General features: G+C 68.6%; 18 protein-coding genes. 8 read left to right on the top strand and 10 right to left on the bottom strand.

Annotated elements, in window-relative coordinates; all coding sequences use genetic code 11:
• Positions 1–110 precede the first annotated feature (110 nt).
• The 3 genes from gcvP to C5O79_RS22700 all read left to right on the top strand — a co-directional run bounded on the left by gcvP (position 111) and on the right by C5O79_RS22700 (position 5,745).
• On the top strand, positions 111–3,038 hold the full coding sequence (gene gcvP, locus C5O79_RS22710; RefSeq protein ID WP_047851475.1) for an aminomethyl-transferring glycine dehydrogenase: 2,928 nt from the start codon (positions 111–113) through the stop codon (positions 3,036–3,038).
• A gap of 151 nt (positions 3,039–3,189) precedes the next feature.
• Positions 3,190–4,326, top strand: coding sequence for an alginate lyase family protein (locus tag C5O79_RS22705; protein WP_122474486.1), 1,137 nt, complete (start codon positions 3,190–3,192; stop codon positions 4,324–4,326).
• Between the two features lie 30 nt (positions 4,327–4,356).
• On the top strand, positions 4,357–5,745 hold the full coding sequence (locus tag C5O79_RS22700) for an L-serine ammonia-lyase (protein WP_039351351.1): 1,389 nt from the start codon (positions 4,357–4,359) through the stop codon (positions 5,743–5,745).
• A 9-nt stretch (positions 5,746–5,754) separates the two neighbouring features.
• On the opposite strand, the gene C5O79_RS22695 is transcribed toward C5O79_RS22700, so the two are convergent.
• Together C5O79_RS22695 and C5O79_RS22690 are read right to left on the bottom strand one after the other, a co-directional pair.
• Positions 5,755–6,039 (bottom strand): type II toxin-antitoxin system mRNA interferase toxin, RelE/StbE family, encoded by a 285-nt coding sequence (locus tag C5O79_RS22695; RefSeq protein WP_046547475.1) that lies wholly within the window; start codon positions 6,037–6,039, stop codon positions 5,755–5,757.
• Positions 6,036–6,497 (bottom strand): hypothetical protein, encoded by a 462-nt coding sequence (locus C5O79_RS22690; protein ID WP_046547476.1) that lies wholly within the window; start codon positions 6,495–6,497, stop codon positions 6,036–6,038. Before C5O79_RS22690 ends, C5O79_RS22695 begins: the two co-directional genes overlap by 4 nt.
• Positions 6,498–6,820: 323 nt before the next feature.
• Between C5O79_RS22690 and C5O79_RS22680 the strand changes: the two genes are divergently transcribed.
• Both C5O79_RS22680 and C5O79_RS22675 read left to right on the top strand, forming a co-directional pair.
• Positions 6,821–8,524, top strand: coding sequence for a thiamine pyrophosphate-binding protein (locus C5O79_RS22680; RefSeq protein ID WP_122473462.1), 1,704 nt, complete (start codon positions 6,821–6,823; stop codon positions 8,522–8,524).
• A complete protein-coding gene (locus C5O79_RS22675; protein ID WP_122473461.1) occupies positions 8,521–9,618 on the top strand; it encodes an ADP-heptose--LPS heptosyltransferase in 1,098 nt (365 codons plus the stop codon). The genes C5O79_RS22680 and C5O79_RS22675 overlap by 4 nt, the downstream gene beginning before the upstream one ends.
• A gap of 195 nt (positions 9,619–9,813) precedes the next feature.
• Here the strand turns inward: C5O79_RS22675 and C5O79_RS22665 are convergent, their stop codons facing one another.
• From C5O79_RS22665 to C5O79_RS22655, 3 genes are all read right to left on the bottom strand, one after another.
• Positions 9,814–10,845, bottom strand: coding sequence for a helix-turn-helix domain-containing protein (locus C5O79_RS22665; protein WP_122473460.1), 1,032 nt, complete (start codon positions 10,843–10,845; stop codon positions 9,814–9,816).
• Positions 10,846–11,064: 219 nt separating this feature from the next.
• Positions 11,065–11,619 (bottom strand): hypothetical protein, encoded by a 555-nt coding sequence (locus C5O79_RS22660; protein ID WP_122473459.1) that lies wholly within the window; start codon positions 11,617–11,619, stop codon positions 11,065–11,067.
• Between the two features lie 318 nt (positions 11,620–11,937).
• Positions 11,938–13,464: an aldehyde dehydrogenase family protein gene (locus tag C5O79_RS22655; protein ID WP_047851482.1), complete on the bottom strand. Its 1,527-nt coding sequence runs from the start codon at positions 13,462–13,464 to the stop codon at positions 11,938–11,940.
• 322 nt (positions 13,465–13,786) lie between these two features.
• Between C5O79_RS22655 and C5O79_RS22650 the strand changes: the two genes are divergently transcribed.
• Complete coding sequence (locus C5O79_RS22650) at positions 13,787–14,215, top strand: pyridoxamine 5'-phosphate oxidase family protein (protein ID WP_046547482.1); 429 nt, start codon at positions 13,787–13,789, stop codon at positions 14,213–14,215.
• Between the two features lie 108 nt (positions 14,216–14,323).
• Here the strand turns inward: C5O79_RS22650 and C5O79_RS22645 are convergent, their stop codons facing one another.
• Positions 14,324–15,937, bottom strand: a complete 1,614-nt coding sequence (locus C5O79_RS22645) for an MFS transporter (RefSeq protein ID WP_122473457.1) — start codon at positions 15,935–15,937, stop codon at positions 14,324–14,326.
• Between the two features lie 154 nt (positions 15,938–16,091).
• On the opposite strand from C5O79_RS22645, the gene C5O79_RS22640 reads away from it, so the two are divergent.
• Positions 16,092–16,976, top strand: coding sequence for a LysR family transcriptional regulator (locus tag C5O79_RS22640; protein WP_039351377.1), 885 nt, complete (start codon positions 16,092–16,094; stop codon positions 16,974–16,976).
• Between the two features lie 42 nt (positions 16,977–17,018).
• Here the strand turns inward: C5O79_RS22640 and eutC are convergent, their stop codons facing one another.
• The 4 genes from eutC to C5O79_RS22620 form a co-directional block, all read right to left on the bottom strand.
• Positions 17,019–17,813 (bottom strand): ethanolamine ammonia-lyase subunit EutC, encoded by a 795-nt coding sequence (gene eutC, locus C5O79_RS22635; RefSeq protein ID WP_122473456.1) that lies wholly within the window; start codon positions 17,811–17,813, stop codon positions 17,019–17,021.
• The gene (locus tag C5O79_RS22630; RefSeq protein WP_047851488.1) at positions 17,810–19,207 is read right to left on the bottom strand and encodes an ethanolamine ammonia-lyase subunit EutB; all 1,398 of its coding nucleotides are present in this window, start codon (positions 19,205–19,207) and stop codon (positions 17,810–17,812) included. The genes eutC and C5O79_RS22630 overlap by 4 nt, the downstream gene beginning before the upstream one ends.
• A 90-nt stretch (positions 19,208–19,297) precedes the next feature.
• Positions 19,298–20,710: an ethanolamine permease gene (eat, locus tag C5O79_RS22625; RefSeq protein WP_122473455.1), complete on the bottom strand. Its 1,413-nt coding sequence runs from the start codon at positions 20,708–20,710 to the stop codon at positions 19,298–19,300.
• Between the two features lie 317 nt (positions 20,711–21,027).
• On the bottom strand, positions 21,028–22,491 hold the full coding sequence (locus C5O79_RS22620; protein ID WP_046547515.1) for a mechanosensitive ion channel: 1,464 nt from the start codon (positions 22,489–22,491) through the stop codon (positions 21,028–21,030).
• A gap of 277 nt (positions 22,492–22,768) precedes the next feature.
• Between C5O79_RS22620 and C5O79_RS22615 the strand changes: the two genes are divergently transcribed.
• Positions 22,769–23,647, top strand: a complete 879-nt coding sequence (locus C5O79_RS22615) for an AraC family transcriptional regulator (RefSeq protein ID WP_047851489.1) — start codon at positions 22,769–22,771, stop codon at positions 23,645–23,647.
• Positions 23,648–23,675: the final 28 nt, after the last annotated feature.

Below are 23,675 nucleotides of genomic sequence, written 5' to 3'. Positions count from 1 at the left end.
CTGCCCCGCGCGGAACCCGGGCCGGCGTCCACGCGCCGCCCCGGGTCGACCGCAAAGCATGGGGCCCGAGCCAGCGCCGCAGCGCTCGCCTGGGCCGACCAAGGAACGCCATGAAGCTCGAACACCCGGACCGCCTGATGAACCGCACGCCCCTCTCGCTCGCCGCGCTCGAAACGCACGACGCGTTCGCCGAACGCCACATCGGCCCCGACGCCGCCAGCCAGCAGGCCATGCTCGATACGCTCGGCTTCGCGTCGCGCGCCGCCCTGATCGACGCCGTGATCCCGGCCTCGATCCGCCGCGCCGAAACGCTGCCGCTCGGCCCGTTCGCGCAGCCGAAGAGCGAAGCCGAAGCCCTCGCCGCCCTGCGGGTTCTCGCGGACAAGAACCAGGTGTTCCGCTCGTATATCGGTCAGGGTTACCACGACACGCACACGCCGGCCGTCATCCTGCGCAACGTGCTCGAAAACCCGGCGTGGTACACGGCCTACACGCCGTACCAGCCCGAAATTTCCCAGGGTCGCCTCGAGGCGCTCCTGAACTTCCAGCAGATGGTCGCCGACCTGACCGGCCTCGCGATCTCGAACGCGTCGTTGCTCGACGAAGCCACCGCCGCCGCCGAAGCGATGACGCTGCTGCAGCGCACCGGCAAGCCGACGTCGAACGTGTTCTACGTCGCCGACGACGTGCTGCCGCAAACGCTCGAAGTGATCCGCACGCGCGCACTGCCGGTCGGTATCGAGGTCAAGACCGGTCCGGCCGCCGATGCCGCGCAAGCGAATGCGTTCGGCGTGCTGCTGCAGTACCCGGGCGTGAACGGCGACGTGCGCGACTACCGCGCGCTCACCGAAGCGATCCACGCGGCCGGCGGCCACGTGGTCGTCGCGGCCGACCTGCTCGCGTTGACCGTGCTCACGCCTCCGGGCGACTGGGGTGCGGACGTCGCGATCGGCAACACGCAGCGCTTCGGCGTGCCGATGGGCTTCGGCGGCCCGCACGCCGCGTATCTCGCGGTGCGTGACGAATTCAAGCGCCAGATGCCGGGCCGCCTCGTCGGCGTGACGGTCGACGCGCAGGGCAAGCCCGCGCTGCGCCTCGCGCTGCAGACGCGCGAACAGCACATCCGCCGCGAGAAGGCCACGTCGAACGTGTGTACCGCGCAGGCGCTGCTCGCGATCATGGCCAGCATGTACGCGGTCTACCACGGCCCGCACGGCCTGAAGACGATCGCGCTGCGCGTGAACCGCATCGCGGCACTGCTCGCCGCCGGCGTGAAGCAGCTCGGCTTCGCGACCGTCAACGACACATTCTTCGACACGCTGACGATCGACACCGGCGCGCGCACCGCGCAGGTTCACGAATTCGCGAAGGCGAAGCGCATCAACCTGCGCCGCGTGAGCGACACGCAAGTCGGCGTGTCGGTCGACGAAACGACGACGCGCGACGACCTCGCCGATCTCCTCGCCGTGTTCGCGCAGGCCGCGGGCGGCACCGCACCGGCCGTCGACGCGCTGGACGCGGGCCTCGCCGGCGTCCCCGCGCTGCCGGCCGGCCTCGAGCGCACGAGCGCGTACCTGACGCACCACGTGTTCAACCGCCACCATTCCGAAACCGAAATGCTGCGCTACCTGCGCAGCCTGTCGGACAAGGATCTCGCGCTCGACCGCTCGATGATCCCGCTCGGCTCGTGCACGATGAAGCTGAACGCGACGTCGGAAATGCTGCCCGTCACGTGGCCCGAATTCGGCGGCATCCACCCGTTCGCGCCGGCCGACCAGACCGTCGGCTACCGCGAGATGATCGACCAGCTCGAGCAGATGCTCGTCGCGGCCACCGGCTACGCGGCCGTGTCGCTGCAGCCGAACGCGGGCTCGCAGGGCGAGTACGCGGGCCTGCTGATCATCCACGCTTACCACGCATCGCGCGGCGAAGCCCATCGCGACGTGTGCCTGATCCCGGCGTCCGCCCACGGCACGAACCCGGCATCCGCGCACATGGCCGGCATGAAGGTCGTGGTAGTCGCATGCGATGCGCAGGGCAACGTCGACATCGCCGACCTGAAGGCGAAGGCCGAGCAGCACGCGAAGGATCTCGCGGCGATCATGATCACGTATCCGTCGACGCACGGCGTGTTCGAGCAGAACGTGCGCGAGATCTGCGAAATCGTGCACGCGCACGGCGGCCAGGTGTACGTCGACGGCGCGAACATGAACGCAATGGTCGGCCTGACCGCGCCGGGCCAGTTCGGCGGCGACGTGTCGCACCTGAACCTGCACAAGACCTTCTGCATCCCGCACGGCGGCGGCGGCCCGGGCGTCGGCCCGGTCGCAGTCGGCGCTCACCTCGCGAAGTTCCTGCCGAACCAGCGTTCGACCGGCTACACGCGCGAAGAAGACGGCATCGGCGCGGTATCGGCCGCGCCGTACGGGTCGGCGTCGATCCTGCCGATCTCGTGGATGTACATCGCGATGATGGGCGCGAAGAACCTGACCGCCGCGACGGAAACCGCGATCCTCAATGCGAACTACATCGCGAAGCGTCTCGCGCCGCACTATCCGGTGCTGTATTCGGGCCCGGGCGGGCTGGTTGCGCACGAGTGCATTCTCGACCTGCGTCCGATCAAGGAATCGAGCGGCATCACCGTCGACGACGTCGCGAAACGCCTGATGGACTACGGCTTCCACGCGCCGACGATGAGCTTCCCGGTGCCGGGCACGCTGATGGTCGAACCGACCGAATCGGAGTCGCAGGAAGAACTCGACCGCTTCATCGCCGCGATGATCGCGATCCGCGACGAAATCCGCGCAGTCGAGGAAGGCCGCGCCGACCGTGAGGACAACCCGCTGCGTCACGCACCGCACACGGCGGCCGTCGTCACCGCGAACGAATGGCCGCACGCGTACTCGCGCGAGCAGGCTGCGTACCCGGTCGCGTCGCTGGGCACGAACAAGTACTGGCCGCCGGTCGGCCGCGCGGACAACGTCTACGGCGACCGCAACCTGTTCTGCTCGTGCGTGCCGATGTCGGAATACGCATAACGCGCGCCAGGCCAGGAGCCGTCCGATGGCGACCGCACCGCACGCAACCCGGAGTTGCGTGCGGTTTTTTTGTTCGCCGCTCGAACCGGTTCACGTTCGCCCGCCAATCCGGCTAACATCACACGCGATCCAGCCAATGAAGGAGTTCCGCATGGTGCGTCCGATGTTTCCGGGCCATGGTGCAATGCAAGGGCGGCCGCGCGCGCGCCGCGTCGTGCCGATACTCGTCGCGTCGCTGTCGTTTGCCGCCGCCGGCCTCGGCGCGTCCGGCAGCGCGCGCGCGGCGATGAATTTCTGCGCGGCGCCGGCACTGCAGGCGAGCGAGACGACACAGGCCGAGCCGGGCATCCAGGCGCTGATCCGCAGCGTCGACGCGCGCATCGGCGAGCAGCCGAAGGCGATGGCGCGCGTGCACACCGAGGGCACGCTGCCGCACGAAGGAATCTACGACCAGAGTGCCGCCGCGCTGAAGGATCTCGACCTGATGCGCGATGCCGCGCTTGCGTGGCGCGTGACGAACGCGCCGGGCTACCTGCAGCTCGTCGACCGCTTCCTGTCCGCGTGGGTCGCGACCTACCAGCCGAGCTTCAACCCGATCGACGAGACGCGTTTCGAAAGCCTGATCGTCGCATACGACATGACCGCGAGCGCGCTGCCGGTGAAGACCCGCAACGCGACGGCCGCGTTCATCGCGAAGCTCGGCGCCGGCTACGTCGCGCAGATCGACGCGCAGAAGCGCCCGCTCACCGGCACCTGGCGCAACAACTGGCAGAGCCACCGGATCAAGCTGATCGCGCTGTCCGCGTTCACGCTCGGCGATCGCAAGATGATGAACGCCGCGCAGCGGCTGTTCGTCGAGCATCTCGCCGACAACATCGGCCCGGATGGCAAGACCTGGGACTTCGAGGAACGCGATGCGCTGCATTACGCGGTCTACGACCTGCAGCCGCTGGTGACGGCCGCGCTCGCCGCGCGCCGCTTCAACCGCAACTGGCTGCGCGAACGGGGCGCGAACGGCGCGACGCTCGCGGCCGCGCTCGACTGGCTCGTGCCGTACGCGCTCGGCGAGAAAACCCACGAGGAATTCGTGAATTCGCCGGTGCCGTTCGACGCGAAGCGCCGCGAGGCCGGCCTGCCGGGCTACACGGGGCAGTGGGACCCGAAAAACGCCACCGAACTCTTTCATCTGGCCGCGCGGCTCGACGGGCGCTACGCCCGCGTCGCGCAGCAACTTTCCCCAACGCCGCCCGCATGGCTCGCCGCGTGCCTGCCATTGCAGGCGCGCTAGCAATATTCTTAAAGCAAGGCAGGAATCGAAATGGCAGTCAGCGTCTTTGACCTCTTCAAGATCGGTATCGGTCCGTCCAGCTCGCATACGGTCGGGCCGATGCGCGCGGCGCTGATGTTCGTCCAGGGCCTCGAGCGTGACGGGCAACTCGACGCCACGGCCCACGTGAAGGTCGAACTGTACGGCTCGCTCGGCGCGACCGGGAAGGGCCACGGCACCGATCGCGGCGTGATGCTCGGCCTGCTGGGCGACGCGCCCGACACCGTCGATCCCGACACGATCGACGCGCGGCTGGAAGACGTCCGCAAATCGAAACAGCTCGCGCTGCTCGGCACGCATCCGGTGCCGTTCGTGCTGAAGGAGAACATCGCGTTCTACCGCCAGGCGCTGCCCGAGCACCCGAACGGCATGAAACTGCGTGCGTCCGACGCGAGCGGCAACGTGCTGGTCGAGCGCACCTACCTGTCGGTCGGCGGCGGCTTCGTCGTGACGGCCGGTGCACCGAACACGAAGGTGCTGAGCGCGGCCGAGCAAATGACGCACCCGTTCCGCACCGGCGCCGAGCTGCTCGCACTGACCGAGTCGACCGGCAAGTCGATCGCGCAGCTGATGTGGGAAAACGAGCGCGCGTGGCACACCGAGGAAGAGACGCGCGACGGCCTGCTGAAGATCTGGGCCGTGATGCAGTCGTGCGTGTCGCGCGGCTGCGGGATCGGCAACCCCGACGCCGACGGCAACCTGCCCGGCCCGTTCCAGGTCAAGCGCCGCGCGCCGCAGCTGTACCGCACGTTGACGGGCAGCCCTGAGCGCGCGCTGCAGGATCCGCTGTCGATGATCGACTGGATCAACCTGTACGCGATCGCGGTCAACGAGGAAAACGCGGCCGGCGGCCGCGTCGTCACCGCGCCGACCAACGGCGCGGCCGGCATCATCCCGGCCGTGCTGCACTACTACACGCGCTTCACGCCCGGCGCGAACGAACAGGGCGTGATCGACTTCCTGCTGACGGCTGCCGCGATCGGCATTCTTTACAAGCTGAATGCGTCGATCTCCGGTGCGGAAGTCGGCTGCCAGGGCGAAGTGGGCGTCGCGTGCTCGATGGCGGCCGGCGCGCTCGCGGCGGTGCTCGGCGGCACGCCGCAGCAGGTCGAGAACGCGGCCGAAATCGGGATGGAACACAACCTCGGCCTCACCTGCGACCCAGTCGGCGGGATGGTGCAGATCCCGTGCATCGAGCGCAACGCGATGGCGTCGGTGAAGGCGGTCAATGCGGCGCGCATGGCGCTGCGCGGCGACGGCTCGCACTACGTGTCGCTCGACTCCGTGATCAAGACGATGCGCGAGACGGGCGCCGACATGAAGACGAAGTACAAGGAAACGTCGCGCGGCGGGCTGGCGGTGAATATCGTCGAGTGCTGAGCGCGCGCGTCACGGCCACTGCCGGCGCGCGTGCAGGACACGGAGAATCTCCACGATGCCGTCGGCTGGCCGAATGCGATACACCAGTACATAGTTCGGCGCGATCACCAGTTCGCGCGTGTCCGGCACGCGCCCCAGTCGATACAGCTCCGCGCGCGCCGGCAGCGACGCGGCCTTTGCCTCCAGCAGTTCGTCCAGTTCCAGCGCGGCCAGTGGATTGTCCTGACCGATATAGTCGAGGATCGCAACGCGATCCTCGTACGCCTTCGGATTCCAGTGCAGTGCGAGGGTCAAGAAGCATCACCCTGCTTGCCGGCAATCCTCCGACGCAGCGCATCGCGACGTGCCTCAAACCCGGCCCTGACTTCTGCGTCGGGAATCGAGGGGCGCGGGTCGTCCAGCGCCTGCCGCACCTGCTCGCGAAACCAGCGATCGTGAGCGGCCGCTTCGTGGGCCACTTTCAGCGCCTCGGCACGATCGGGCCGGGTCGTCCGGCCAGGTGCCTCCGGATCGAAACCGGCCGCATCTACATCGAACCGGCTGATGCCGATGTCGCGCAAAAAGCCGACCAGCGTTTCAAAGCGACGGAACACGCGCACATCGCCGCGTTTGGCCGACAGGAAGCGCTCGTTCGCACCACAGCGGGCCGACAGCGCCCAGCCGTTGCCGCAGCCGACCACTCGCGCCGCACGTACGGCGCCCGCTTCGACGAGCTGGGTGAGCGTCTTCTGGTCGATCGTCTCGGTTGTCATGCTGTTCCTTGATTCCGTCAGTCGTTTCGACGGAAATTTTACTATTGAATGAGTTCCCATTTTATTGTTAATTGGGAGACATATTCCGGAGGGTGAAACGGAAATTTGGCTGGATCCTTGTTGCCTCTACGTTCCATCATCGGGCTATCGCCCACCAGCCGGCCTTTTGGCCATCGCGCACTCCCGGCGATCCAGCATGCCTTCCCTTCTCCACAGCCGCCCGATCGATTCCCCCTGTTCCGACACTTTTCAGCGCCCGGCGTACCGGCGGCCGCCCAACGGGCGTAAGCTGTACGTCCCGCTACCCAGGGAGACGGCAGCCCATGTCGCATTCCAAGGATCTCGAGCAGCCCGCCACCACCGGCGCGCGACTGCTCGTCGATGCGTTGCTCGCCAATCACGTCGAACGCGTGTTCTGCGTGCCGGGCGAGAGTTTCCTCGCCGTACTCGATGCGCTGGCGGACGACACCGCGCGCATCCAGACGGTCGTCTGCCGCCACGAGGCCGCCGCCGCGAACATGGCCGAGGCCGTCGGCAAGCTCACCGGCCACCCCGGCATCGCGTTCGTCACACGCGGCCCCGGCGCGACCCACGCGTCGATCGGCGTGCACACCGCGTTCCAGGATTCGACGCCGATGATCCTGTTCGTCGGCCAGTGCGCACGCGAGCACCTCGACCGCGAAGCCTTCCAGGAAATCGACTACCGGCGGATGTTCGGCCAGATGGCGAAATGGGTCGCGCAGATCGACGACCCGCGCCGCATCCCCGAATACCTGAGCCATGCGTTCCACGTCGCGACGTCCGGCCGCCCCGGCCCGGTCGTGCTCGCGCTGCCGGAGGACGTGCTGTCCGAGGCGTGCGCGCCGCAGCCGGTCGTGCCGGCTGCGAAACGCGTCGCGGCCGCGCCGTCGGCCGCGCAGCTCGACGAACTGCGCGAGCGGCTCGCGCGCGCGGAACGGCCGTTCGCGATCGTCGGCGGCAGCGGCTGGACACCCGACGCGTGCGCGAACCTGCGCACCTTCGTCGAGCGCTGGCAGTTGCCCGTGGCCTGCGCGTTCCGCTACCAGGACACGATCGACAACGCGCACCCGAACTATGCGGGCGACGTCGGGCTCGGGATCAACCCCGCGCTCGCGAAGCGCATCCGCGACGCCGACCTGCTGCTCGTGATCGGGCCGCGCCTCGGCGAAGCGACGACCGGCGGCTACACGCTGCTCGACATCCCGAAGACGCGCCAGACGCTGATCCACGTTCACCAGGGCGCGGACGAGCTTGGCCGCGTGTATGCGGCCGACCTGCCGATCGTGTCGGGCATGCCCGAAATCGCCGCGCCGCTCGCCGCGCTCGAGGCGCCCGAGCGCCCCGCGTGGGCCGGCACCGCTGCCGACGCGCATCGCGCGTATCGCGAATGGCATGCGCCGCTGCCGATGCCCGGCGACGTCCAGCTCGGCGACGTGATGGTGCAGCTGCGCGAGCGCCTGCCGCATGACGCGATCCTCACCAACGGCGCCGGCAACTACGCGATCTGGCTGCATCGCCACTTCGCGTACCGGCACTTCCGCTCGCAGCTCGCACCGACCAGCGGCGCGATGGGCTACGGCGTGCCGGCCGCGCTTGCCGCGAAGTCGCTGTACCCATCGCGCGCCGTCGTCGCGCTCGCAGGCGACGGCTGCTTCATGATGGCCGGCAACGAGCTCGCGACCGCGATGCAGTACGGGTTGAACATCGTCGTGATCGTCGTCAACAACGGGCATTTCGGCACGATCCGCATGCATCAGGAGCGCAACTACCCGGGGCGCGTACACGGCACGGGGCTCACGAATCCCGATTTCGCCACGTATGCGCGCGCGTTCGGCGCGCATGGCGAGACCGTCGAGCGCACCGCCGATTTCGCGCCCGCGCTCGAACGCGCGCTGACCTGCGGGCTGCCCGCGCTGATCGAGGTCCGGATCCCGCAGGACGCCAGCACGCCGGCCGCGACGCTCGAACAGATCCGCGAGCAGGGCCGCCGCGCACGCGGCGGATGACGATGGACACGCACGCCGCGCCGCCCGACGTCGCGCTATCGCGCGACGACGCGCTCACGCTTCCCGGCACGCTGCTCGCACCGGACGGCACGCTCGTCGCGCCATACGACCTGGAGCACGGCGGCGCGCATGCCGTCGGCCACGTGCCGGCCGCACCCGCGCGGAGCCTGCTGCACGCTGCGCACCGGCCGTTCCGGCTCGACTACGACCGCGCACGGCACGTGCACGTGATCAACGGGATGGGCGTCACGCTCGGCGATTCGGTGATCGGGCTCACCGCTCTCGCCGCGCTGCGTACAACGCACCCGGGCCTGCACTTCACGCTGTACCGGCCGGCTTGCGCACCGCGCTACGTCGAGGCGCTGTATGCGCTCGCGGCCGACCTCGTCGCGCCGTCGCGCGCGCTGCCGTACCGCGCCGACGCGCTGCCGGCGGATGCGCCCTGCATCGACGTGGGTAATCACCTGTACTGGCCCGCGTTTGCGCGGCTGCCGATGATCGATTTCTTCCTCGACGCGCTCGGCGTGGAACCCGCGTCGGTGCCGGCGTCGGCCAAGCGCAACCGCTGGCTCGCGCGGCTGCCGCTACCGGAGTTGCCTGAGCAATGGCGGCGTCCGTACGTACTCTTCGGTCCAGTCGCAAGCACCGCGTTGCGCAGCGTGCCGCCCGCGCTGCGGGCAACGTTCGTCGAGCAGCTCGCGCAGCGCTACGGATTGCCGGTGGCGGGGTTCGGGCCTGTCGCGCATCCTGCCTATGTCGACGTGAGCGCCGATGCGGCCGACGATACGGCCCGGTTCATTGCGTGGGTCAAAGGCGCCAGCCTGCTGTTCGCGCCGGACACGGCCGCGCTCCATCTCGCCGACGGTTTCGACGTGCCGACGCTCGCATGCTTCACGTCGATCGGGCCGGCGCTGCGCGTGCGCGACTATCCGCATTGCGTGCCGGTCGCGCTCGACGTGCCTGCCGAATTGCACGGGATGCATCGCAGCGAGCGGCCTGCCGATCTCGCGGCGGTCGAGGCCGCCTATCGCGCGATCGACTGGGATGCGCTGGCGTGGCCCGCGCCGCGCGAAGCGGCGGCTACGGCCGAATAGGGAAACGGGGTGCGGCGGCCGGTTGCGAGGCCGAAAGGGTCGCTGCGTGTAGGCGCAGCCTGAGCCTGAGCCTGAGCCTGAGCCTGAGCCTGAGCCTGAGCCTGAGCCTGAGCCTGAGCCGGAGCCGGAGCCGGAGCCGGAGCCGGAGCCGAAGCCAGCGTCCAAACCAGACCCGCTTCGACTACCGCCCCACGCTCACCCCACCGCCACCGTCACCGCGCGATCGCGCAGTGTCTCCGAGGGCCGCTTGCCGAACAGCCGCCGGTAATCCGTCGCGAACTGGCTGAGATGCCAGAAGCCCCACGCCTCCGCCACGTCCTGCACCGAACCGGCCGCGCGGCCGCACAGGTCGCGCCGCGCGCCGTTCAGCCGCAGCGTGCGCAGATAGGTGGCAGGCGCCATGCCAAGCACGTCCTGGAAGCAGTACTGCAGCGTACGCCGGCTCACGTGCAACTGCTCGCACAGCTCGGGCACGCCGACCGGGCGTGTGCGGTGCGCAAGCACGTAGTCACGTGCCTGTTCGACGATCCAGCGGCGCATCGACGGCGCACGGCCGGCGTCGTCCGCCGGTTGCGCACACGCGTCGAACAGCGCGGCCAGCACCTCGGCCTGCAGGTCGTCGCGCTGCGCATCGGGCAGCGGGCCGGCCATCGCCATCGCTCCGTCGAGCCGTCGGCCGAGCAGTGCGCACAGATGCGCGAGACGCGTATCGCCCACCTGCATCACGCGCTGCGTGAACAGCCGCTCGTCGAGCGGGCGGCGCTCGACCTCTTCTGCATAGTGACGCAGCACGTCGCCGCGCACGACGACACCGTAGATCGAGAACTGCGCGGGCGTCACCAGTTCGAATTCGACGTTGCCGGGCCGGAACGCGAGCGCACCGGGCCCGATGCGGCACGCATCGACGCGCGCGGTGCCGTCGCTCGCGAGCGGGATGCCGAACCAGTATGCGTCGCCGCGCACCTCGCATGCCTGTCGCAGCAGGTGGCTCGTCGATTCGCGAAACAGCTTCATCGTGTCGAGCGGCAGCTCGGTCAGCGTGCCGACGAAGCGGCCGGCCGCGAGTTGGTCGTAGGTCTGCCGCCAGCCGATCAGGTTGCGCGCCTGCTCGTCGGCGTCATGCGCGACGCTGACGACCGCCTGCCCGGCCAGCGCGTCGTCGCCTTGCGCGTTGCGCCGCGTGTCTTCGGCCGTCGGTTCTTCACTGCACGCCACGTGTTGGTCCATCGTGTCCTCCCTCACCTGCCCGGAACCGCACCTGCCACGCAAGTCCCGTGCCGAACTGCGCGCAACTCGCGCAAAGCCCGTTATTCGACGCTGCGCGGCACGGACGCGCCATGCGGGCATGCCCGAACGCCTTGTCGCGCGCACCCCGTCGGTGCGGTACGCGCCACGCCGGCGCACCCGGTGCGCGCCGCCCCGGCCGGCGATGCGCGAAGGCCGGAGTCAGCCACCGTTCGCGGGCCGCAGCCGCGCGACCCGCGTGCCGCAATTGCCGTACGCCTGCGCGATCGCCAACTCGACGATCGCGCTGCCAGCCGGCCACGGCGCTGCGTCCGCATCGGACAGATCCGTACGCAGCGTCGCGCGCCCGTTGATCCGGTACCGGATACCGCGCATGAAATCGACGAACAGCAATCCGACGCCGCTGCCATTGCACCGCGCCGCGTCAATTCGGCCGCCGTCGCGGGCGCCGTACACCGGCAGCACGAAGCGCAGCGTCTTCGTATCGATCACGCGCACGACCGGCAGCAGGTCGCCATTTGCGTCGCGCCGGCTTTGCACGATATCGCAGGCCACGCCCGCTTGCCCGCCGCACGCCGTGCCGACGAACATGAATGGCTGCGTCTCGATGAACTGCCGCACGCCGATGCTCAGCCGCGTCGTCACGACGTCGCTCATCCGCTCGGCTTCGTCGGCGACGCCGAAGCGGTGATGCGCGTCGAGTTCGCCCGCGTGGAACACGGGATGGCGCGGATAGGTTCGAGGCGGTTCTGACATGGGGCTTTACGTCCGGCGCGCCGGCTCGATTTTCCGCGGCAAACGAACGGCCGTCGGTAACGTTTCCGGCGAAGGCCGCGTCAATGTGCGGACGGTATCAGGTCGCGAATGCGAATGGGCCTAAGCGGTCAATCTCCGGATCGCCGGTCGGTCGCGCGGCACGCGTTCGCGCACCCGTGGTCGGCCAGGCAACCACCGTCGCCCGGCGCGACACGCATTCGACGACCCTCCGGTATCCGAAGCTTCGCCGCTCGGGACAGCGCCCCGACCGGCCGACGCATACCGCGCCGCCGGCCGGCCAGGACGCCCGCGCGCGGATCAGAAGAACCCGAGCGCCTCGGCCTGGTAGCTCACCAGCAGGCACTTCGTCTGCTGATAGTTCGACAGCGCCATCTTGTGCGTCTCGCGGCCGATCCCCGACTGCTTGTAGCCACCGAACGCCGCATGCGCGGGATACAGGTGGTAGCAGTTGGTCCACACGCGGCCGGCTTCGACCTCGCGGCCCATCCGGTACGCACGTGTGCCGTTGCGCGTCCACACGCCCGCGCCGAGCCCGTAGAACGTGTCGTTCGCGAGTTCGATCGCCTCCTGCTCGTCCTTGAACGTCATCACCGACGCGACCGGCCCGAAGATCTCTTCCTGGAACACGCGCATCTTGTTGTTGCCGAGCAGCATCGTCGGCTTCACGTAGTAGCCCGTGCCGAGGTCGGCGGCCGGCGCCGTGCGCTCGCCGCCCGTCAGGCATTGCGCGCCTTCGCCGCGGCCGATGTCGATGTACGACAGGATCTTGTCGAGCTGCTGCTGCGATGCCTGCGCGCCGATCATCGTCTGCAGGTCGAGCGGGTGGCCGGCCTTGATGCGCTCGACCCGCGCGACCGCCTTCTCGATGAACTTCTCGTAGATCGATTCCTGGATCAGGATCCGCGACGGGCACGTGCACACTTCGCCCTGGTTCAGCGCGAACATCGCGAGCCCTTCGAGCGCCTTGTCGAGGAACGCGTCGTCCTGGTCGAGCACGTCGGCGAAGAAGATGTTCGGGCTCTTGCCGCCCAGTTCGACCGTCGACGGGATCAGGTTGTCGGCCGCGGCGCGCAGGACGTGCTTGCCGACCGGCGTCGAACCCGTGAACGCGATCTTCGCGATGCGCTTGCTGGTCGCGAGCGCTTCGCCCGCTTCCTTGCCGAAGCCGTTCACGATGTTGATCGTGCCGGCCGGGAACAGGTCGCCGATCAGCTCCATCAGCACCAGCACCGACGCGGGCGTCTGCTCGGCCGGCTTCATCACCACGCAGCAGCCGGCCGCGAGCGCCGGGGCGAGCTTCCATGCGGCCATCAGCAGCGGGAAGTTCCACGGGATGATCTGGCCGACGACACCGAGCGGCTCGTGGAAGTGGTATGCGACGGTGTTGTCGTCGATTTCGGAGATGCCGCCTTCCTGCGCGCGGATGCAGCCCGCGAAATAGCGGAAGTGGTCGATCGCGAGCGGCAGGTCGGCCGCCATCGTCTCGCGCAGCGGCTTGCCGTTGTCGATCGTCTCGGCCACGGCCAGCAGCTTCAGGTTCTTTTCCATCCGGTCGGCAGCAGCGAGCAGCAGGTTCGCGCGCTCGGCCACCGACGTCTTGCCCCACTTGCGGCGCGCGGCGTGCGCGGCGTCGAGCGCAAGCTCGATGTCGTCGGCGCCCGAGCGCGGCACGCGGCAGAACGGCTGGCCGTTGATCGGCGACACGTTCTCGAAGTACTCACCTTTCACCGGCGGAACCCACTTGCCGCCGATGTAGTTGTCGTATTGCTGACGGTACGGGTATTCGACGTCGAGGCCCAGTTGTTTCAGGTCAAACGGGTTCATACATGTCTCCTGTTCATCGTGCTTGTGTGAGTACAGCGCCAGTTGGAATCGCGCTGCCCTCGTTTACGCAACATGCGTGCCAAACAGGACGCAAGCATGGCGATCACGGCCGGCCCGCGTCCCCGCCGTGCCGTGTTCACCGACGCAGCATGGCGGGTGTCCCGATTCTGAACAGCGCGACTGCGCCGCGCGCCCGGGCGGTGTTCGAAATCTCCACAGTGCGCAGGCGCACCCGCGCGCGGAGGCAGGCCGGGCCGCGTGGCATGTCGCTTGCGTGCGCCCTGCGCATTCCCACGCAACGGCGTGTGCGCCGACCGACACCATGAACGACCGCGCCCCCCTGACCGACGACGCCATCGCGTTCATCCGCGAGCAGGCATTCCTGATCGTCGCGACCGCCGACGCGGCCGGCAACAGCGACTGCTCGTACCGTGGCCGCCAGCCACGCGCGGACGGCTCGTTCGAGCCGCTCGTCGACATGCCAGACCGCCGCACGCTCGTGCTGCCCGACTTCGCCGGCAACAACCTGTTCAACACGATCGGCAACCTGCTCGTGAATCCGGCCATCGCGCTGCTGTTCGTCGACTTCGTGCGGCAGACGACCTGGCTCGTGCAGGGCCGCGCGACGATCGACGAGGATGCGCAAAGCCGCGTGCATCTGTGGCCCGATGCGCGGCGCTATGTGGTGGTTGAAGTGGCGCATGCGCAGGCACGGGCGGATGCGGCACTGCCGCCGCTGGTGCTGGCTTGACGGGCGTGACAGGCGTGGCGAATCGTCAGCGCGCGAACGCAACTGACGCCATGGAAACAGCGTTCCGGCCGTCCGGGCCGAAGCGCCCCGTGCGCGATGACGCGACGCTCAACGCCCGTGCGTCTCCGCACACGCGGCTTCGATCCGGTTGCGCACCGGCACGTCGGCATGCGCGTGCCCGTCGGTATCGTCGCCCGTTTCGGTAGCCACCCGCCGTCCGCCGAGAAACGCGAACACCACCCCCGCACACAGCACCGTCACGACCGCCAGCCCGATCAGCAACCGATCGAATGCATGCGTATAACTCGCGAGCAGCGCTGCGTGCCCGACACCCGGCAACGCTACCGCCGCACCCGCGAGATCGCCGGTCGCGAGCCGCGCCGCCGCACGCAGCGTCGCGTCGGGCGTGCCGACAGCACCCGCCGCCTGCGTCAACCCGGTCCGCGCGAACCCAGCCAGTACCGCGCCGACGATCGCGAGCGCGATCCCCTCGCCGGCCACGCGCGTCGTGCTGAAAATCCCCGTCGCCATCCCCGCGCGCTCCTTCGGCACGACGCTCACCGACAGCCCGTCCATCAGCCCCCACGGCATGCCGGCCCCGACGCCGATCGTCACCATCGGCGCGATCGCCGCGGCCCCCGCGCCGCCGCGCAGCGCGATGCCCAGCCACACGAGCCCGGCTGCCGCGATCAGGAGCCCGAGCCCCGAGATCACGCCGGCCGACAGCCAGCGCGTGAGCGTCGCCGCGATGAACGGCACGATCAGCATCGGCGCGGAAATCGCGAGCATCAGCCAGCCGGCGTCGATCTCGCTGAAGCCGTCGATGCCGATGAAGCGCAGCGGCAGCACGACGAGCAGCACGATGTAGCAGCAGCAGGTCGACACCGGCAGCACCTGCACGCCAACGAAGCGCGCGATCCGGAACAGCGACAGGTCGAGCATCGGCCGCGCGACCCGCGTCTCGATCGCGACGAACGCACGCGCGCCGAGCGCCGCGCCTGCCAGCAGCGCGATCACCAGCGGGCTCGACCAGCCGCGCGCGGGCGCCTCGATCACGCCGAACGTGAACAGCGTCAGCGCGGTGGTGAACGCGATCGTGCCGGGCCAGTCGAGCCCTGTCGCATGCGGGTCGCGCGACTCGTGCATGCGCGGCAGCCCGAATACGAGCGACAGCCCGCCGGCCACCGCGCTCGTCACGAAGATCGCACGCCAACCGTAATGCCCGATCAGCGCGCCGGCCAGCACCGGCCCGAACGCGAGCCCGATCCCGAAGGTCGTGCCGAGCAGGCTGAATGCGCGCGTGCGCGCCGCACCGTCGAATTCCTGCGCGAGCGCGGCCGTGCCGCCCGCGAGCGCCGCGGCCGCCGCGAGCCCTTGCGCGGCGCGCAGCAGGTCGACCGCAAGCATCGACGGCGCGAACGCGAGCGCGACCGACATCAGCGTAAAGCCGCCGACGCCGATCGCGAACACGCGCTTGCGGCCGAACTGGTCGGCCAGCGCGCCGGCCGCCATCAGGAAGCTGCCGAACGCGAGCATGAACGCGTTGGTGATCCAGTTCATCGCGACCGTCCCGCCGTGCAGGTCGCGGCCGATCGCGGGCGTCGCGACCGCACCGCCCGAAAACGACAGCGGCAGCGCGACGGCGGCCATGCAGACGGCAGCCAGCACCCACGCACGCCGGCGTGCCGACAGGTTCGAAGCGCCTGAAAAAGGGTGATCCATCATCGCTCCTCGAAAAGCCGGCGCGGATGCGCCGTCAGAGCGACAGAAGATAAATCCGATTCAATTCGCGAAAAACCACGCAAAGCTCCGCATATAACGGACTAGAATTCCGCAATTCACTCGGCCACGTGCATCGACGCACGCCTTCGACTCGATGGACAACCTGACCGGCATCGTCGCCTTCGTCCGCACCGCCGAAGCATTGAGCTTCGTCGCGGCCGGCCGCGCGCTCGGCATCTCGGCGTCGGCGGTCGGCAAGACGATCGCGAAACTCGAGCAGTCGCTCGGCGTGCGGCTGTTCAACCGCACGACCCGGCGCGTCACGCTCACCGAAGAAGGGCGGCACTTCTACGAACGCTGCCAGCGGATCCTCGAGGATTTCCGCGACGCGGAAGCAACCGTGACGGCCTCCGCACAGCGCCCGCGCGGCAAGCTGCGCGTGAGCCTGCCGGTGATCGGCTACCGGTTCCTGCTGCCGGTGCTGCCCGAATTCCGGCAGCGCTACCCGGACGTCGAGCTCGATCTCGATTTCAACGACCGGATGGTGGATGTCGTCGAAGGCGGCTTCGACGCGGTGATCCGCAGCGGCCCGCTGTCGGATTCGAGCTTGATGTCACGGCGGCTCGGCCCGTTCGCGTTCGTGCTGTGCGCGACGCCCGCGTATCTCGCGCAGGCCGGCACGCCGCGCACACCGCGCGATCTCGAAGCGCACGAATGCGTGCGCTACTGCTTCCCGACCACCGGCAAGCTGCAGGACTGGGCGCTCGCGGCCGACGACGGCACGCCGCTGAAGCTGCGCACCGCGCTGACCTGCAACAACATGGAGGCGCTGCGCGGCACCGTGCTCGCGGGGCTCGGCATCGGCTACATGCCCGACTTCCTCGCGCGCGACGCGCTCGAACATGGCGCACTCGTCACCGTGCTCGACGACTACCGGATCGCGCCGGGGCAATTCTCGATCGTGTGGCCGTCGAGCCGGCAGCTGTCGCCGAAGCTGCGCGTGTTCGTCGATTTTCTGTGCGAGCGGTTGTTCAGGTAATCGGGTGGCGAAAGCCGCGACAGCGGCCCCGCACGCCCCGTTTCAGTCCACCCCGATCCGTTCCGCCTGCGCCTGCGGCAGCAACGCATCACTGTCGTCCTTCAGCCCGACGCCCGTCAGCCCGAGCCGTCGCGCGTGCGTCATCAGGTAATGCAGCTTGTGCGCGGCCCCCGCGTACGGCAGCCCTTCGGGCCGCACGTTCGAGATGCAGTTGCGCAACGCATCGTGGCAGCCGACCTTCGGCGCCCACGTCAGGTACACGCCGAGGCTGTCCGGCGAGCTGAGCCCCGGCCGTTCGCCGATCAGCATCGCGACGACCTTCGCACGCAGCAGCTCGCCGATCTCGTCGCCGAGCGCGACGCGCGCCTGCGTCGCGACCACTACCGGGCCGATCCGCCAGCCGTCCGCGTCCAGACGCGGCCGCACGGCCTGCAACAGCGGCAGCGCCTGCTTCGCGGCCGCGAATGCCGACAGCCCGTCGCCGACCACGAACACGACGTCGGGCGCATCATCGAGCGCCGCGCCGTAGCCGGCCAGCAGGCCGCGGCTGTCGTCCGACAGCTTGCGGCCGAGATCGGGCCGGCGCAGATAGTGGTCGCGGTCCGGCGCGGCGCTCTGCACACCGAGCGTCGGCAACAGCCCGGCCGCCTCGATCTCCCGCCGCAGCGCGCCCACGTCGAGCGGCTGGTGCACCGCGTCGCGCGCCTGCGCATGCGACAGGTTGAACGCGAGCAGCGGCGCCGTCGGCAGGCTGTTGCCCGCGCGACCGAGCGCGATCCGCGCGTTCGTGAACGACTTCAACTGCGCCCACGGATTCTTTTCGACGGCGTCGCTCATGCCGAAATCCCCATCCAGTCGTTCGCGCCCGCGAGCAGCGGCACGCGCGAAGTCGCCGCACGCAACGCGCCGTGCGCGTCGGCGATCTCCATCGTCTCCAGCCACTCCTCGAATTCCGGCGCACGGCGCAGGCCGAGCACCTCGCGTACGTAGAGCTGGTCGTGGAACGACGTGCTCTGATAGTTCAGCATCACGTCGTCCGCGCCCGGAATCCCCATGATGAAGTTGATGCCGGCCGCGCCGAGCAGCGTCAGCAGCGTGTCCATGTCGTCCTGGTCGGCTTCCGCGTGGTTCGTGTAGCAGATGTCGCAGCCCATCGGCACGCCGAGCAGCTTCCCGCAGAAGTGATCCTCGAGCCCCGCGCGGATGATCTGCTTGCCGTCATACAGGTATTCCGGGCCGATGAAGCCGACCACCGTGTTCACGAGGAACGGCTCGAACTTGCGCGCCACCGCATACGCGCGCACTTCGCAGGTCTGCTGGTCGACGCCGAAGTTCGCGTTCGCCGACAGCGCGCTGCCTTGCCCCGTCTCGAAGTACATCAGGTTGTTGCCGACCGTGCCGCGCTTGAGCGACAACGCTGCCTCGCGCGCCTCGGCGAGCAGCGCGAGCGAGATGCCGAAGCTCGCGTTCGCCTTCTCGGTGCCCGCGATCGACTGGAACACGAGGTCGACCGGCGCACCCTTCTCGATCGCCGCGATCGTATTGGTCACGTGCGTGAGCACGCACGACTGCGTCGGCACGCCGTAGCGTTCGCGGAAGCCATCGATCATCGCGAGCAGCTTCACGATCGCCGCGAGGCTGTCGGTGGCCGGGTTGATGCCGATCATCGCGTCGCCGCAGCCGTACATCAGCCCGTCGAGCATCGATGCGGCGATACCCTTCACGTCGTCGGTCGGGTGGTTCGGCTGCAGCCGCACCGACATCCGGCCGGGCAGCCCGACCGTGTTGCGAAAGCGCGTGACGACGCGGCGCTTCCTCGCCGCCGCGATCAGGTCCTGGTTGCGCATCAGCTTCGACACGGCCGCGACCATCTCGGGCGTGAGTCCCGGCGCGATCCGTTCGAGCGCCGCGCCGTCGGCGGCCGGCGACAGCAGCCAGTTGCGGAAATCGCCGACGGTGAGGTGCGAGATTTCCGCGAAGGCAGCCGCATCGTGATCGTCGACGATGAGGCGCGTGACCTCGTCGTCTTCATACGGGATCACCGCTTCGTTCAGGAACGCCTTCAGCGGCACGCCCGCGAGCGCGATCTTCGCGGCGACGCGCTCCTCCTCGCTCGCCGCCGCGACACCGGCGAGCTGGTCGCCGGAACGCAGCGGGCTCGCCTTCGCGAGCAGCGTCTTCAGGTCCGCGAAGCGGTATGTGCGCGGACCGATCGTCTCCGTATAGGACATCTGCGAATCTCCTTGCCTAAAGCCGACGGCGCGCCCGTTCGACGGGGCGCGCCGGATGCCGTCAGGAACGGCCGTTCATCGTCACCCTGCTCACTCCTCCAGCAGCACGTCGCCCGGCGCACTCGCACGCTGCGAACGCGTCGCGAGGAAGTACGCGTAGCCGAACGCGAGGAAGCCGAGGAACACCAGCGCGACCAGCCCGTTGAAGTAAATCATCGTACCGAGACAGACGAGCGCGGCCAGGATCGCGAATGCCGGGAAGATCGGGTACAGCGGCGCGCGGAACGGCCGCGCCATGTTCGGCTGCGAGCGGCGCAGCTTGAACAGCGACGCCATGCTCACGATATACATCACGATCGCACCGAATACCGACATCGTCACGATATTCGCGGTGAGCGTCTGCCCGCCGAACTGGATCAGCTCGTCACTGTAGATCGCCGCGATCCCGACCACGCCGCCCGCGAGAATCGCGCGATGGGGCGTCTTGAAGCGCGGATGGACCTTCCCGAGCCATTCCGGCAGGTAGCCTTCGCGGGCCAGCGCGAAGATCTGGCGCGAATAGCCGAGGATGATCCCGTGGAACGACGCGACCAGCCCGAACAGCCCGAGCCACACGAGCATGTGCATCCAGCCGCTGTTCGCGCCGACGATGTACTTCATTGCCTGCGGCAGCGGGTCGTTGATGTTCGCGAGCTTCGTCCAGTCGCCCGCGCCGCCGGCGAACACCATCACGCCGATCGCCAGTGCCACGAGGGTCAGGATCCCGGCCACGTACGCGATCGGGATCGAGCGCTTCGGGTTCTTCGCCTCCTCGGCGGCCATTGCGACGCCTTCGATCGCGAGGAAGAACCAGATCGCGAACGGAATCGCCGCGAACATCCCGTGGAACGCGCCCACGCTGAAATGATCGACGCCCGACCAGCCGCCCTTCATGAAGTTGCTCCAAGCGAAGCCCGGCGACACGACGCCCATGAACACCAGCAGCTCGAAGATCGCGAGCAGCGTGACGACCAGCTCGAAGGTCGCCGCGATCTGCACGCCGACGATGTTCAGCGCCATGAACACGAGATACGCGCCCATCGCCGCATGCTTGGGCTCGAGGCCCGGGAACTGCACGTGCAGGTACGCGCCGATCGCGAGTGCGATCGCCGGCGGCGCGAACACGAACTCGACGAGTGTCGCCGCGCCGGCGAGATAGCCGCCGGTCGGGCCGAATGCACGGCGCGCATATGCGAACGGGCCGCCCGCGTGCGGGATCGACGTCGTCAGCTCCGTGAAACTGAAGATGAAGGTGGTGTACATCGCCGCGACGAACAGCGCGGTGACGACGAAACCCAGCGTGCCGGCGCTCGCCCAGCCGTAGCTCCAGCCAAAGTACTCGCCGGAAATCACGAGGCCGACCGCAATGCCCCACAGTTGCCAGGTCCCGAGCGTCTGCTGCAGCGCGGGCTGGCCGGACGACTTGGCGCCGGCGGCGGGCCGGCCATTCGACTCTGCTTTCATCGGATTCTCTCCTCAAAGGCGCCGTGCCTGCCGGCCTGCGCGACTGAGAATCGATGCTAGAGAGTCATTAAACGACGTGTTATCGAAATTCGGCAAAGATCGCGGCTGACATTTCGCTTGCAGAAATGCAGGCACGGAACGGCTGACGAAGCCGACACGCCGCAGGCGGCACAGCGGCAGCCATCTGCCGACAGCCGGCCGCCTGCGGCGCCGCGCGAGCGCACGCCGTCGCGTGCCGTTCTCGCCGGCTGGATACACCTGCTGCCGCAGCGCCGCCCGGCCAAGCCGCGCGGCCGGACGGATGCTCGACGGTGGCCTTACTGGCCGCCGCCGCGCTGGTTGAACCAGCGGTCGAGCAGCTTGCCGGCCGCTTCGCGACCGCCGAGACCGAACGACAGCGCCACCGCCACCGCGATCGCGCCGAGCACCAGACCGAACGCGAGCTGGACGATCTCGTTGGCGATGCCCATCGCGCGCAGCCCCATCGCGAACACGAGGCCCAGGATCGCGAATTGCGCGATGCGCGCGAACAGCACGCTGTGCTCGCGGTCGGCCTGCTCGATCACGCGGCGCGCGAGGCCCGCGAGCCACACGCCGATCACGAGGATCACGCCGCCCATCAGCACGTGGCCGCCGAATTCGATGAACAGCGTGACGACGTCGCGCACCTGCGTGAAGCCGAGCCGGTTCGCGGCCTCGACCGAGGCGAACAGCATCGCGAAGAACACGATCAGCCGCGCGACCAGCACCGACGGCTGCAGGATCCCCGAGAACACGCGCTCGACGCCGAGGACGGCCGGCAGCCCGTCGACGCCCGCGGCTTCCAGCAGCTTCTGCGCGAGCGACGCGACGAAGCGCGCGAAGTAGAACGTCACCAGCACGATCACGATCGCCGCGACGATGTCCGGCACCGCGCCGAGGAACTGGTTCAGCATGTTGGTGGCCGGCACCGAGATCGCATCGATCTTCAGCGCGTCGAGCGCGGAGATCAGCGTCGGTACGAACACGAACACGTAGACGATCGTGCCGATCAGGCTCGACACGCGCACGGGCGTCGGGCTGTCGAGACGCTGCGTGAGGCGGTCGGCGCCGGCGGCGACGAGCAGGTTCGTCACGAGGCCGCGCAGCACGCGCGCGACGATCCAGCCGACGATGCCGATCACCGCGGCCGCGAACAGGTTCGGCACGATCGCGAGCAGCTTGTCGACCATCCCCTGCACCGGCGACAGCAGCCCCGACAGCGCGAACGACGCGAGGATCGCCGGCAGGAACATCAGGATCACGAGCCAGAACAGCACGTCGCCGAGATAGCCGCTCATCGGCTGCATGCCGGCGCCTTCGGCCAGCTTGTCGTCGATCTTGCTCGCCTTCAGCGCGCGGTTCGCGAGGCTGCGCAGCAGCGACGCGATGAGCCACGCGATCAGCGTCAGCGCCGCGCCGCCGATCAGGTTCGGCAGGTAGTTGACGATGTGGGTGACGAGCAGCGAGAACGGGTTGGACACCGCGTACAGGTTGAGCACGTTGAAGATGCCCACCGCGGTGACGAGCAGCACGAGCCAGAACAGGCCGCCCGCGATGATGCGCTCGACGCAGGCGCCCTGGCCGGTGCTTTCGTTGATCCGCTGATCGACCTTCAGCGCACTGAGCAGGCGCATCGCGCCGGCCCGCACCACGACGGCGATCAGCCAGCCGATCACCAGGATGCCGATCGCGCCGGCGATCTTTGGCAGATACCCCCCTAGCGTGGTCTGCAGCGACGTGATGAAGCTGGAAGCATCCATTTCTTCTTCTCCCGAAAACGTGGTGTTGCGATTGAACATCGACGAACTACCTGCGTACTTCGAAAAACGTGCTGCCCCGACGAAGCAACTTACCCGAGAAAAATGACGCGATCACCCGATTTCACCGTCTTTAACTTTAGTCATAGATCCGGGAGGGGCAAGACCCCATTTCATCAAAATGAAATGGGGCTCGATTCGTCGGCCTCCTATGCATTTCCGCAAGATTTATCAAATCGGGCCGTGCTACCGTGGCGTCGGTTCCTGCCCTGACATGCCGATGACCATCGAAACGAGACCCGACCCGCCCGCCTGGATCCGCTATGCAGCGAGCGTGGCGCGCGTCCACGAGTACATCCGCGCGCACCTTGACGGCCCGCTCGACCTGAACCGGCTCGCCGAAGTCGCGTGCCTGTCGCCGTATCACTGGCAGCGCGTCTATCGCGCGCTGTATGGCGAGTCGATCGTGCTGACGGTGCGGCGGATGCGGATCGTGCGCGCGTCCGAGGATCTCGTGTGCACGGCGCGGCCGATCGACGAGATCGCGCGGCGCGCGGGCTACGGTTCGACGCATGCGTTCGCGCGGGCGTTTCGCGACGCATACGGCGTGCCGCCTGCGCAGCACCGGCGCACGGGCAGCCACCGGCCCATCTATCCGTTACAACGAGGAGAGGAAGACATGTTCAAGCATGAAGTCGAGATCCGGCGGCTGCCGGAATTACACGGCTATGCGGTGGCGCACACCGGTTCGTACTTGAAGGTCGGCGACGCGTTCGCCCGGATCGGTGCGTGGGTCGGTCCGCGCGGGCTGATCGGCCCGGGCGCGAAGATGATCGGCATCTTTTACGACGATCCGGACACGACGCCCGAAGCGCAGTTGCGCGCGAAGGCGTGCTTCATGCCGGCCGACGGCGCGCCGGACATCGAACCCGCACCGCCGGTGGAGCGTGCGACGGTGGCGGGCGGCGAATACGCGGTGCTGCTGCATACGGGGCCGTACGCGGACCTGAAGACGGCGTACCAGTGGCTCTACGGCGACTGGCTGCGGCATTCGGGCCGCGAAGCCGCCGACGCGCCGCCGTTCGAGCTTTACCTCAATACGCCGATGGATGCGGCCCCGGCCGACCTGCGCACCGAGATCTACCTGCCGCTGCGCTGATCGAAAGGCCGGTGGCGACAGCCCCTGC

It is taken from the genome of Burkholderia sp. SRS-25, assembly GCF_004343765.1.
Lineage (GTDB): Bacteria > Pseudomonadota > Gammaproteobacteria > Burkholderiales > Burkholderiaceae > Burkholderia > Burkholderia contaminans.
Note: the sequence above shows the minus strand (reverse complement) of the source record. Positions and strands in the feature narration are given on the sequence as shown.